We start from the raw sequence: 13,366 nt of genomic DNA, 5'->3' as shown, positions 1-13,366 counted from the left end.
CTCAGATGTATTTGTTCCACAGGTTCTCCAGCCGCTCCTGCCGGCCCGATTTCGGCTGTGGTTCCAGCCTTTCGGCAGTCACCCGCGCCGCCGCAGCCTCCAGCCCGCCCTCCAGCATGGCCTGCGCGGCGGGGGTCTCCCACCCAGCATAGCGGGTGCGGCGGTTGGCCTCCATCTCGTCCGACTCCAGCATCGCCGCGGCACATTTCAGCGCCCGCGCGCACGTGTCCATCCCGCCGACATGGGCAAGGATCAGATCTTCGGGGTCAAGGCTTTGCCGCCGGATCTTGGCGTCGAAATTGGTGCCGCCGGTGGTATAGCCGCCCGCGCGCAGAATTTCATAGAAGGCCACCGCCTTTTCGGCATGGTTGTTCGGGAACTGGTCGGTATCCCAGCCTGACTGGTAATCGTTGCGGTTCATGTCGATCGACCCGAAGATCCCAAGGCTGGCCGCCATCGCAATCTCATGCTCGAACGAATGCCCGGCCAGAATGGCATGGCCCTGTTCGATGTTGGTCTGCACCTCACCCTCCAGCCCGAAATCCTTCAGGAAGCCGTAGACCGTGGCCACGTCGTAATCATACTGGTGCTTGCTGGGTTCCTGCGGCTTTGGCTCGATCAGGATCGCGCCTTTGAACCCGATCTTGTGCTTGTATTCCACCACCTGCTGCAGGAAGCGCCCCGCATGGGCGCGTTCCGCTGCCAGGTCGGTGTTCAGCAGCGTCTCATACCCTTCACGCCCGCCCCACAGCACATAGTTCTGGCCGCCCAGCTTCATGGTGGCGTCCATATTGGCCTTCACCGTGGCGGCGGCATAGGCATAGACATCGGGGTCGGGGTTGGTGGCCGCCCCGCTCATCCAGCGGCGGTTGGAAAACAGGTTGGCGGTGCCCCACAGCAGCTTTGCCTTGTGGCTTTCCTGCTTTTGGCCAAGGTAGTCGACCATCGCATCCAGATTGCGTTTGCTCTCGGCAAAGGTCGCCCCTTCGGGCCGCACATCGGCGTCGTGGAAGCAATAGAACGGCACGCCCAGAATATCGAACATCTCGAACGCCACATCGGCCTTCAGCCGCGCCAGATCCATGCTGTCGCCGAACCAGGGGCGCTCGAACGTCTGGCCGCCGAACGGGTCGCCGCCGGGCCAGGCAAAGCTGTGCCAATAGGCCACCGCAAAGCGCAGGTGGTCTTCCATCCGCTTGCCCAGCACCACCTCGTCGGGGTTGTAATGGCGGAAGGCGAATTCGCTGGTTGCAGCTTCGCCCTCATATTTGACAGCTGGGATGTCTTTGAAAAATTCGGTCATGTCAGGCCTTTGATGGCAGATTGAGCAGTAAGGTGGCGGGCATGGCCCGCTTCGAAGGCGTCCTTCAGGCCCGGGTCGGGGTCGATGACGCGGGCGATGGCGGGCAGGGTGGCCACCTCGGCCCCGGCCCCGGTGGCCGCCATCAGCGCCAGCCGCGCCGCCCCGAACGCCCCGCCGAAATCGCCCGCTACCGGCACCTGCACCGGGCAGTCCAGCGCGGTGGCAATGCAGCGCAGCCAGTAGTCGGACTTCGACCCGCCGCCCACCGCCAGCAGAGAGTCCAGCTTGGTGCCCGTGGCAGCCAGCGCATCGCGGCAATCGCGGAAGGCGAATGTCACGCCTTCCAGAATGGCCCGCGTCGCCGCCTGCCGGTCGGTCGCATGCTCAAGGCCCACAAAGGCCCCGCGCACCGAAGCCGAGTTCAGCGGCGTCCGCTCGCCGCCCAGATAGGGCAGGAACAGCGTCCTGCCGGGGGCCTGCAACGCCCCCAGATCGCCGGTCAGGCTGGCAGCATCGCTGCCGGTCAGGTTCGCAAACCAGTTCAGCGCATCGGTACAGGCGAGGATCACCCCCATTTGATGCCAGGTGCCGGGCAGCGCGTGGCAGAAGGTATGCACCGCCGTCGCCGGGTCGGGCTGATACCCGTCATTGGCCGCAAACAGCACTCCGCTCGTGCCCAGCGACACAAAGGCCTCGCCTGCGCGCACCACGCCGACGCCGACGCCCGAGGCCGCATTGTCGCCGCCGCCGCCCGCAACCACCACGCTGCCAGTCAGCCCCCAGCGCGCCGCAAGGCCTGCGCGCAGGGTGCCCGACACCTCAGACCCCTCTACCAGCCTTGGCATGTGGTCACGCGACAACCCGGTGGCGGTCAGCAGTTCATCTGACCAGTCACGCGCGCCTGTATCCAGCCAGGAGGTGCCTGCCGCATCCGACATCTCGCTCACATGATCGCCGGTCAGCCAAAGGCGCAGGTAATCCTTGGGCAGCAGCACCTTTGCCACCTTGGCCCACAGGGCTGGCTCATGCGTCTGCACCCACATCAATTTTGGCGCGGTAAAGCCGGGAAAGACAATATTGCCGGTCAGTCGCCGGAACATCGGGTCATCGTCCAGTTCCGACGCTTCCAGATGGCTGCGGCTGTCGTTCCACAGGATGCAGGGCCGCAGCACCTGATCGGACGCGTCCAGCAGCGTGGCCCCGTGCATATGCCCTGACAGGCCAATGCCGCGCACAGAACCCAGACCATGCGCCGCCAGCGCATCCATCACGGTTTCTGCCGCTGCAATCCAGTCGTTCGGCGATTGCTCGCTCCACCCTTCATGGGGGCGCTGCACGGTCAGGCGGGCAGTGGCTTCGGCCACCACCTGCTGCGTGTCGGACATCAGAATGCCCTTCAGCCCCGATGTGCCCAGATCCAGCCCGATATACATCAGTAGGCCTTTGCAGGTTTCTTACCCATGATGATCATGCCCAGAATGTCGTCATCGGTCACATCGCCCACATTCACCGTGCCCACGCGCTGGCCGTTCTTCATCACCACGGCGCGGTCGCACAGGTCCATCACGGCATGAATGTCATGCTCGATCAGGAAAATCCCCAGGCCCTGCCGCTTCAGCTCCTGGATCAGCTCTGCCACCATCTGGGTTTCCTGCGGGCCAAGCGCCGCTGTCGGTTCATCCATGATCAGGATCTTGGCGTTGAAATACACCGCGCGCGCAATGGCCACCGACTGCCGCTGCCCGCCTGACAGCGCCGACACCGGCACGTTGAACTTGCGGAAGTTCGGGTTCAGCCGCGCCATGATCTTGCGCGTCTCGGCCTCCATCTGCGCGTCATCGACAAAGCCAGCCGCCGTCACCAACTCGCGCCCCAGAAACAGGTTCGATGCCGCATCCAGATTGTCGGCCAAGGCCAGCGTCTGATAGATCGTTTCGATATTGTAATGCCGGGCGTCGCGCGGATTGCTGATCTCGGCCTTCTCGCCGTTGATATAGATCTCGCCGGCGTCCTTCTGATAGGCGCCCGACAGGCATTTGATCAGTGTGGATTTGCCGGCCCCGTTGTGGCCCAGCAGGCCGACAACCTCACCCGGGTGCAGGTCGATGCTGACGTGATCGACAGCCTTGATTCCGCCGAAGGAAATCGAGATGTCGCGCATCTCGACCAGCGGGGTTCCTGTGTTCGTGGTCATGTCTGCCTCCTCACTTCGTGCGGGCGCGGTAAAGGTTGTCGAGATAAACGGCGAGCACCAGAACCATGCCCACCACGATCCGCTGGATAGCGGCATCAAAGCCGATCAGCACCATCCCCGATTGCAAGGACTGCATCACCAGCGCGCCAAGGATGGCCCCATAGATCGTGCCAACCCCCCCGGCCAATGACGTACCGCCGATCACCGCCGCCGCAATCACGTAGAGCTCGTCCAGCGTGCCCAGTGCATTGGTGGCCGAGTTCAGACGGGCCGAAGCGATGATCGCCGCAAGCCCGGTCAGCGCCCCCATCAGCGCAAAGATCTTCATCGTCATCCAGCGGGTGTTGATCCCCGCCAGCGCCGCCGCCTCGGGGTTGCCGCCGATGGCAAAGACATAGCGGCCAAAGCGGGTGCGGGTCATCAGAATGGTCATCAAAATCGCCACGCCAATCATGATCAGCACTGGAATGGCAAACCCGTGCGAGACAAAGGCATCGTCGGGCAGATCCATCTGGCGCAGGATACCGCGCGGCAGCGGATAGGCGTTCATCAGCAAGACCGCCCCGATGATCGCGGCAAAGCCGATCACGCCCAGCGTCACCTCGGCCCACATCGGGCGCAGCGGGAATTCATGCTTGATCCGTTGTTGGCGCCCCTTGATCAGCAGCCACAAGACTCCGGCGCAGGCAACCGCCCCGACAATCCAGCTGCCGTAGGCCCCGATGCTGCCGCCCGGCCCGCCGCCCAGCAGTGCAAAGGTGCTGTCGACCGGCGAAATCGTCCGCCCGCCGTTGGAGATGAACGCCATCCCGCGCCAGACCATCAGCCCACCCAAGGTCACGATGAAAGACGGTATCCCGCGATAGGCGATCAGCCAGCCATGCAGCGAGCCGATGATAGTGCCCACGATAATCCCGACGATGCAGGTGATAATCCAGATCGACCAATGCCCCAGCCCCAGAATCGGCGGCAGTATTTCCACCTGCAAGATCCCCATTGCCATCCCGGTCACGCCGATCATCGACCCCACCGACAGGTCGATGTTGCGGGTGACGATGACCAGAACCATGCCCGTGGCCATGATCCCGATGCTCGATGTCTGCACCGACAGGTTCCACAGGTTGCGCGGCGTCAGAAAGGCACCGTTGCCGTTCACGACGGCCCCGTAGAAGTGGAAGCCGCCCCAGATCAGCAGCAGCGCGGCAAGCATGCCCAGCAGGCGGGTGTCAATCTCGGTCGCGGTCAGAAACCGCTTGATCGGGTTGCCGCCGTTCGCCGTGTGGCTTGGCGCAGTGGGTGGCGCGGAAAGAGGTGTATTGGTCATGGCATCGTCCAACGCTGAGGGGGGGGACAGCGACACCCTGCAAAGGCAGCCCCGTATGGCACATGCCACGGATCAACCACCGGGCCACCCAAAGCCCGCAAGATGCCGGAAAATCAAAAGTGCGGCGCGGCACCCGAAGGTGCCGCGCCGCCCCATGCTTATTCGCAGCCAACCACGCCAGCCACAGCGCCTTCGCAGGCGGCGGCTTTGGTGATGTGGCCCGCATCAATTGCCACATTCAGGTTGTCTTTGGTCAGCGGGGTCGGGTCCAGCAGGATGGCATTCAGTTCGATGCCCTTTTCCCCGCCAGAAAACTTGCCCGCACCCTCGATCGAGTCAAGCGAGGCCCCGTCTGCCAGCGCCGATGCGATTTCGCCTGCCGCCTTGCCCAGTGCGCGCGCGTCCTTCCAGACCGAAACGGTCTGGGTGCCGCGTGCCACCCGGTTGATGGCGGCGTGATCGCCGTCCTGCCCGCCGACCGGAATCACGATCCCTTGGCCTTGCAGCGCGGCAACGATGCCGCTGGCCATGCCGTCATTCTGGCTCAGGACCGCATCAACGTCGTTGTTGTTAGCGGTCAGGATCTGTTCCATGTTCTTCTGGGCGTTTTCCGGCTTCCAGCCTTCGGAGAAGTTTTCGCCTACAATCGTGATCTTGCCCGCCTCAACGTCGGCCCCGATCACTTCCATCATCCCTTGCAGCAGGAAGCTGGTGTTGGTGTCGCCGGGGTCGCCTTTGATGATGGCGTAATTGCCTTCGGGGGCCGCGGCCTTGACGCTTTCGGCAATGATCCGGCCCACCCCGACGTTGTCGAACGTCAGATAGAACGTGCGGTCGTCTTCGATCAGGCGGTCATAGCCGACAACCGGAATGCCCTCGTTGGCGGCGTTCTCGATTGCGGGCGCAATCGCGTCCTTGTCCCAGGCGTTGATGATCAGGGCGTCAACGCCCTGCGCGATCAGCGCTTCCACATCAGTCAACTGCTTGGCGGAAGACGATTCAGCATCGGCCGAGACGTATTCGTTGCCAGCGGCTTCCAGCGCAGCTTTGACAGCCGCTTCATCAATCTTCCAGCGCTCCTCCTGAAAGCTCCCCCAGGAAACGCCGATCTTTTTGCCCTCTGCCAATGCAGCGGACGAAAATCCTGTCGCCGCGATCACGGCGAGCACGATTGCATTACGCATGTGTATCCTCCCTATGGATGCAGCCAGCGTATGGCTGGTTCGACGGATTCGTCGATACGGGCGAAAATTGCCCTTATTAATTTCAGTTGTCAAAATAAAAATAGTATTCAAAGCTGGCGATATACAAACATCTGGCCTTCGATTGCTGCTATGCAGCAACTTCCGGACGGTACATGGACCATCTTGGTGCGATTTAGTTAGGGTATCGAATAAATGTTCACGCAATATGCTGGGGGCGACACGGGCGACGGACGCAAGGGCGTGGGGCCGCTGATCCCGCCCCTGTCCGATGCGCTGCGGCCTTTGCGTCAGCAGGTGTTCGAATGTGTCCGTGCCGCCGGGCTGATTGCGCGTGTGCAGGTGGCGAAAGATCTGGGTGTCAGCCCGGCTTCTGTGACCACGATCACCTCTGAACTGATCGAATCGGGCCTGATCGAAGAGGTGGCCACCCCGCCACGCGATGGCGAAACCGTGCGCGGCCGTCCTGCCGTGGCGCTTGGCGTGCGTGCCTCGGCGCACCGGGTTGCGGGGATGAAGATCTCAGACCGCGAGCAGACCGCTGTGATCGTGGATTTCGCAGGCAAGCTGATCGCCGAAGAATCGATCCCCCGTCGCCCTGGCCCGATGACCGTGGCCGAATTGCTGGTCGTGATCGAAACCCTTCTGGACCGCGCCTGCGACAAGGCCGGCATCCGCCGGGCCGATCTGTCGGGCGTCGGGATGGGCATTCCGGGCTTTGTCGACAGTGCCGAAGGTGTCGTGCTGTGGACCCCGCTGCTCGACACCCGCAATGTGGCGCTGGCGGCACTTGCCAGCGCGCGGCTGTGCCTGCCGGTCTGGGTCGACAATGAAACCAACCTCGTCGCCATGGCCGAGTTGTGGTTCGGCGCGGGGCGGGGCCTGTCCGATTTTGCCGTGGTCACCATCGAACACGGCGTCGGCATGGGCTTTGTGATGAACCACCGCATCTATCGCGGCGCGCAGCGGGTCGGGCTTGAACTGGGCCACACCAAGGTGCAGCTTGACGGTGCGCTGTGCCGCTGCGGCCAGCGCGGCTGTCTGGAAGCTTACGTGGCCGACTATGCCCTTGCGCGCGAGGCGACCACGGCGCTGAATTGGGGCCACAAGGAAGGCCAAAGCATCGCCGTCCTGCTCGAAAGCCTGTATGACCACGCCAAGGCCGGCAATGCCACCGCGCGCAGCATCTTTCGCCGCGCCGGGCGCTATCTGGCGGTGGGTCTTTCCAATGTCGTCAACCTGTTCGACCCCGCGCTGATCATCCTGTCGGGAGAACGGATGCGCTATGACTATCTCTACGCCGCCGAAACGCTGGCCGAGATGGACAACCTGATGATCAACACCGGCCGCCCCCGTCCGCCGATCGAGATTCACGCCTGGGGCGTCCGGCTTTGGGCGCATGGTGCGGCGGCATTGGCGCTGTCGGCGGTCAGCGAAAGCCTGCTGTCCGCCAACCGCGAGATTGCGGCGCAATAGCCCGCCCGACCCCGGTTGTCGCAGGACAAACGACCCGCGTCATTTATGCAATACCCTCCGATTCACGCAAAATGTGATGCGTCAAAACCTGCGCAAGACAAGCGCTTGATTGCACATCGCTGCGGCTGTTGCGATAGTCGCGCTAACCACGCGTGAGGTTTCCAGTGACACAGTGCAGATATCCAAAGCGCAGACACGCCCTGTCCCGCCTGCCCTTTGTGGCCTTCCTTGCTGTCGCGCTGACGCTGGGGCAGACCGGCCACGCGCTGGATCGGGTGCAGTTTCAGGTCTCCGCCGCGTCTGACAATCTGAATGATGCATTGCGCGCGGCGTCCGGCCTGTTGGCCCTCGAAAATGAAGAAGACCGGCCCGATCAGGTGCTTGCCGCCGCCCGTGCCGAATATGGCCGCCTTGTCGGCGCGCTTTATGCCCAAGGCCACTACTCCGCCGTGGTGTCCGTCCTGCTCGACGGGCGCGAGGCGGCGGGGATCGCGCCCCTTGATGCCCCGCAGCGTGTCTCAAGCATTGTGGTGCGGGTTGATCCCGGCCCGCAGTTCCGCTTTGGCCAGACCGCCATTGTCCCGCTGGCCCCGGAAACCGAGCTTCCCGATGGCTTCGCCCCGGGCGAACCCGCGCAGAGCGGGCTGGTGCGTCAGGCCGTGACTGCGGGCATGGATGGCTGGCGGGGGCGGGGCCACGCCAAGGCCCGCGTCACCGGTCAGGATGTTGTGGCCGACCACCCCAACCGCACCCTGTCGGCCCGCGTCGGCATCGACCCCGGCCCGCGCCTGCGCTTTGGACCTGTCGATGTCACCGGCCAGAGCCGCACCCGCGAAAACCGCGTGCGCAAGATCGCCGGCATCCCGCAGGGTGAAACCTATGACCCCGCCGAAGTGGCCCGCGCCGAAAGCCGGCTGCGCCGCACCGGCACCTTCGCTTCCGTCACCATTACCGAAGACGAAGGCATCACCCGCCCCGACCTGTTGGGCACCACCATCACCGTGGTCGAGGAAAAGCCCCGCAACCTCAGCTTCGGGGCGGAAGTGTCCAGCCTCGAAGGGCTGGATCTGTCCGCCGCCTTCATGCACCGCAACCTTCTGGGCGGGGCAGAACGGCTGCGCCTCGAAGGCTCGGTCACCAACATCGGGGCCAGTGGCAATGGCATGGACTATGGTCTGAAACTGACCATCGACCGGCCCGCCACCCTGACCCCCGATACCACTGCGCGTTTTTCCAGCGAAATCCGCCATCTGGACGAACCGGATTTCCGCGCCGATCTGGCCCGGCTTGGCATTGGCTTTACTCATGTGTTTTCCGACAGCCTGACCGGTCGCGTTGACTTGGCATACAGCATCATCGACGGCACCGAAATTTCAGACGACCGCAGCAGTTTCAACGATTTCCGCTTCCGCAGCCTGTCGCTGCCGGTCGCCCTGACATGGGATCGCCGCAACGACAAGAACGATGCCACGCGCGGCTATTTCATCGAGGCAGAGGTAAAACCTTTCCTTGGCTTCGGCACCACCGGGTCAGGCGTGCGCGCCACCGCCGATTTGCGCGGCTATCGCGGCTTTGGCGAGGATGACCGCTTTGTTGTTGCCGCCCGGATACAGGCGGGCATCGTCTCTGGCGCGGGCATTTCGGACACGCCGCGCGACGATCTGTTTTATTCGGGCGGTGGCGGCACGGTGCGGGGCCAGCCATTTCAGGCGCTGGGCGTGAACATCCAGCTCGACGGCAATACCTTCAAGATCGGCGGTACACATTTCGTGGGCAGTTCGCTCGAACTGCGCGCCAAGGTGTCGGGCAACATCGGTCTGGTCGGATTTGTCGATGCGGGCCGGGTGGACTTCAACAGCTTTTTGAATCCGGCGGGCGACTGGCACGCCGGGGCCGGGCTGGGTGTGCGCTATGCCACCGGCTTCGGCCCGATCCGGCTGGATGTCGCTGCCCCGGTCGGTGGCAATACCGGCAAGGGCGTGCAGATCTACGTCGGTCTGGGGCAGGCATTCTGATGCGCTGGCTCCTTCCCCTTGCCCTGATCGTCGCGCCCTGCATGGCCTTCGCCCAGGATGATGAACCGCTGACCGAGGCCGAACGCACCGATCGCGGCACGATCGTCGCCTTTCTGGAAGACAACCTGTCCGGCGCGGGCCGCCAGATCACCCTGCGCGGGTTCGAAGGTGCCCTGTCATCGCGCGCCACCGCCACCCAACTGACCATCGCCGATGATGATGGCGTCTGGCTGACGCTGAACGATATCGTGCTGGACTGGTCCCGCTCGTCGCTGCTGGCCGGTCGGGTCCAGATCACCGAACTGACGGCAGGCGAAATCATCGTCGCCCGCGCGCCGCTGGCGGATGAGTCGATGGCCAATCCCGAGGCATCGGGCTTTGCCCTGCCCGACCTGCCGGTGTCGGTCAACATCTCCAGCCTCGCGGCTGACCGCGTGGTGCTGGGGGAATCGCTGCTGGGTCAACCTGTTGAAGGCAGCATTCAGGCGTCGGTATCGCTCGCGGGGGGCGAAGGCGCGGCAGACCTGACCATTACCCGCACCGACAGCGGCCCAGAGGGGTTGATCGAGCTTTCGGCCTCTTACGCCAATGCAACCACCCGGCTCTCGCTTGATCTGAACGTGGTGGAAGAGGCAGGCGGCATCGCGGCCACGCTGCTCGACCTGCCCGGCGCGCCTGCCGTGGGGCTTCAGATCAACGGCGCAGGCCCGCTGAACAACTTCGCCGCCAAGGTCAACCTGACCAGTGATAATGCCCAGCGGCTGGCCGGAACGGTCACCCTGCTGGGCACCGAGGATGGCGGCACCAGGTTCAACGCCGATCTGGGCGGCGATCTGGCCCCGCTGTTCCTGCCCCAGTATGCCGGTTTCCTTGGTGACGCGCTCACGCTGAACGTCACTGGCCAGCGCAGTGCGACCGGTCGCCTCGATCTGTCCGCGCTTGATCTGCGCGCCCGGTCCGTTGAGCTGCGCGGCCAGACCAGCATCGCCGCCGATGGCCTGCCCGAGGTGATCATGCTCAACGGTTTTCTGCGCGACCCCGATGGAAACGCCGTTGTCATCCCCGGCTTTGATGCCGGGGTCTCGCTCCGCGCCGCAAGGCTGGAAGTCACTTACGATGCCCGAACGGATGAGACATGGCGCGTGGTGATTGACGCCGAAGATGTGGTGACCCCCGAGGCGCAGATCGCGCGGGCCGACCTGCGCGGCTCTGGCCGGATCGCGCGCGGGGCGCAGGGCCGGGTGATCGGCGGCACCTTCACGCTCAACGGCACCGGCATAGCCTTGCAAGACCCCGGCCTGTCGATGGCGATTGGTGACACCATCACCGCATCGACCCGCCTGTTCTGGCAGGAAGGCACCGGCGTTACCCAGATCGGCGTACTTGACCTGGCCGCCGGGCCGGTCACCCTGTCGGCAGGCGGAGAAATTTCCGGGCTGGAAGATGGCTTCCGCACGAGTGGCCGCCTGCGCATCGACGCCACCGATCTGGCCCCGCTGTCGGGCCTCGCCGGTCGGCCTTTGTCGGGGCGCGGCACCATCACCGCGTCGGGGCAGGGTAGCCCGCTGGGCGGCGATTTCGACGTTCAGGCCCGGATCGACGGCCAGAACCTTACCTTGGATATCCCGCAAGCCGACAATCTGCTGCAAGGCCCGTCCAGCATCGCGCTCGATGTCCGCCGCGACACCACCGGCACCGTGCTGCGCAGCTTTGCCATCCGCGCACCGGCGCTTGCGGCCGATGGCTCTGGCACCCTTACCTCTGACCTCGCCGACCTGACCCTGACCCTGCGGATGGATGATCTGTCCCGGCTTGGGTCTGAGTACGGCGGTGCCATCAGTGGCGACATGCGGCTGTCCGGCCCGCTGACCAGCGGTCAGGCCCGGATCGTCACCGATCTGGAAGCCACCTCGCTGCGCATCGGTCAGCCCGAGGTGGACCGCCTGCTGAACGGTGCATCGCAGCTTTCGCTTGTCGCCGATCTGGTCGACTCCACGCTGGTTGTCGAACAGCTGAATGTCACCGCCCCCGGCGCCGCCATCGCCGCCACCGGAACCCTTGCCACCACCGGCAGTGATGTGACCGCCCAGCTGACCGTGCAGGATCTGGCCCGACTGCGCGACGGCTTTGGCGGCAGCATGGCCGCCAACGCCACCTTCGCCGGCACCGCTGAAACCGCCACCCTCACCCTCGACGCCACTACAAATGCCCTGCGCACCGGGCAGGCGCAGGCCGACCGTTTGCTGGCGGGCGATTCGACCTTCAACGCCGCCCTGCGGCTGGAAGATGGTCTGGTCCGGCTTGACAGCCTTACCCTCACCAGCCCGCAGATCACCGCCAATGCCACGGGCCGCCTGACCGGCACACAGCGTCAGATCGACCTGTCGGCGCGGCTGGCCAACCTTGGCGCCCTGCTGCCGGAATTCCCCGGCCCCGTCACCCTGTCGGGCACCGCGGTTGATGGCGGCAGCGGCTATACCCTCGCGCTGACCGGCACCGGTCCCGGCAGCATCAACGCCCGCGTCGCAGGCCAGATCGCCAGCGATTTCGCTACCGCCAACCTGACCGTGCAAGGCACGTCGCAGGCTGGTCTCGCCAATCCCTTCCTCGGCAGCCGTGTCATCTCCGGTCCGCTGGCCATCGACCTGAGGCTCAGCGGTCCCTTCGTACTGTCCTCACTGGCAGGCCGCGTCAGCCTGTCGGGCGGCACCCTTGCCGACCCGTCCCTGCCGTTCTCTCTGCAGGCCATCGACGCCACCGCCACCCTGTCGGGCGGCTCTGCCCAGATCAGTGCCGCCGCCGCCGTCTCCACCGGCGGGCGGGTCAGCCTGACTGGCCCCATAAACCTTACCGCCCCCTACCGGGCCGACCTTGGCCTGGCGCTGTCCAGCGTCACCTTGCGCGATCCGCAGCTGTACCAGACCCTCGCCAATGGCCAGCTCAGCCTCACCGGGCCGCTTGCGGGCGGCGCGCTGATCGCTGGCCGGATCGCCCTGCCGCAGACCGAGATCCGCATCGCCGCCACCGGCCTTGGCGGGCAGGAACTGATCGATGGGTTGCAGCACATCGGCGAACCCGCCCCCGTGCGAGAAACCCGCCGCCGCGCGGGCCTTATTGCCGACCCGGGGGAAGCCGCCCGCCGCAGCGCCGCCCGCCCCTTCGATCTGGACATCGAAATTTCGGCCCCGAACCAGCTGTTCATCCGGGGCAGGGGGCTGGATGCCGAACTGGGCGGCACCCTGCGCCTGACCGGCACCACCACCGACATCATCCCCGCAGGCTCGTTCGACCTGATCCGCGGCCGCCTCGATATTCTGGGCCGCCGCCTCGACCTCTCCGAAGCCTCCTTGCAGCTGGAAGGAAATTTCGACCCCCGCCTGCGCGTGGTGGCCAGCAGCGTGAATGACAACGTGACCAGTTCGGTGGTGATCGACGGCTCGGCCAGCGATCCGCAGGTCAGCTTCACCTCCAACCCGCAACTCCCGCAGGAAGAGGCGCTGTCGCAGCTTCTGTTCGGCCGCCGCCTCGACTCGCTGTCGGCGCTGCAAGGGCTGCAACTGGCCAATGCGGTTGCCACCCTCGCCGGCCGCAGCGGCGAAGGGCTGATCAGCCGGCTGCGTCAGGGCTTTGGCCTCGACGATCTGGACGTGCAGACCGATGCCGAAGGTGCGGCACAGCTGACCGCGGGCAAGTACCTGTCGGAAAACGTCTATTCCGAAGTTGTGGTCGATCAGGACGGCAAAAGCCAGATCAACCTGAACCTTGATATCAGCGACACGGTCACGCTCAAGGGCAGGGTCGGGGCCGATGGCAACACCGGCATCGGCCTGTTTTATGAACGCGATTATTGAC

At 64.8% G+C, this 13,366-nt stretch carries 8 protein-coding genes; 3 read left to right on the top strand and 5 right to left on the bottom strand.

Annotated elements, in window-relative coordinates:
• Position 1: 1 nt before the first annotated feature.
• From xylA to EEB11_RS07315, 5 genes are all read right to left on the bottom strand, one after another.
• Complete coding sequence (xylA, locus tag EEB11_RS07335) at positions 2-1,303, bottom strand: xylose isomerase (RefSeq protein ID WP_135429810.1); 1,302 nt, start codon at positions 1,301-1,303, stop codon at positions 2-4.
• Positions 1,300-2,736, bottom strand: coding sequence for a xylulokinase (xylB, locus tag EEB11_RS07330; protein WP_135429808.1), 1,437 nt, complete (start codon positions 2,734-2,736; stop codon positions 1,300-1,302). Before xylB ends, xylA begins: the two co-directional genes overlap by 4 nt.
• On the bottom strand, positions 2,736-3,497 hold the full coding sequence (locus EEB11_RS07325) for an ATP-binding cassette domain-containing protein (RefSeq protein ID WP_103334254.1): 762 nt from the start codon (positions 3,495-3,497) through the stop codon (positions 2,736-2,738). The genes xylB and EEB11_RS07325 overlap by 1 nt, the downstream gene beginning before the upstream one ends.
• Before the next feature lie 10 nt (positions 3,498-3,507).
• Positions 3,508-4,821, bottom strand: coding sequence for a sugar ABC transporter permease (locus EEB11_RS07320; RefSeq protein ID WP_135429806.1), 1,314 nt, complete (start codon positions 4,819-4,821; stop codon positions 3,508-3,510).
• Positions 4,822-4,979: 158 nt separating this feature from the next.
• Positions 4,980-6,005: a substrate-binding domain-containing protein gene (locus EEB11_RS07315; RefSeq protein WP_135429804.1), complete on the bottom strand. Its 1,026-nt coding sequence runs from the start codon at positions 6,003-6,005 to the stop codon at positions 4,980-4,982.
• Positions 6,006-6,218: 213 nt separating this feature from the next.
• On the opposite strand from EEB11_RS07315, the gene EEB11_RS07310 reads away from it, so the two are divergent.
• From EEB11_RS07310 to EEB11_RS20235, 3 genes are all read left to right on the top strand, one after another.
• Entirely contained in the window at positions 6,219-7,499 is a 1,281-nt protein-coding gene (locus EEB11_RS07310; protein ID WP_135429802.1) for an ROK family protein, read from the top strand.
• Between the two features lie 164 nt (positions 7,500-7,663).
• Positions 7,664-9,514, top strand: a complete 1,851-nt coding sequence (locus tag EEB11_RS07305; RefSeq protein ID WP_135429800.1) for an autotransporter assembly complex protein TamA — start codon at positions 7,664-7,666, stop codon at positions 9,512-9,514.
• Positions 9,514-13,365 carry a translocation/assembly module TamB domain-containing protein gene (locus EEB11_RS20235; protein ID WP_135429798.1) on the top strand — a complete coding sequence of 1,284 codons (3,852 nt, stop codon included), beginning with the start codon at positions 9,514-9,516 and terminating at the stop codon, positions 13,363-13,365. The genes EEB11_RS07305 and EEB11_RS20235 overlap by 1 nt, the downstream gene beginning before the upstream one ends.
• Position 13,366 lies beyond the last annotated feature (1 nt).

This window comes from Pseudotabrizicola sediminis (assembly GCF_004745575.1).
In the GTDB taxonomy this organism is placed as follows: Bacteria; Pseudomonadota; Alphaproteobacteria; order Rhodobacterales; family Rhodobacteraceae; genus Pseudotabrizicola; species Pseudotabrizicola sediminis.
Note: the sequence above shows the minus strand (reverse complement) of the source record. Positions and strands in the feature narration are given on the sequence as shown.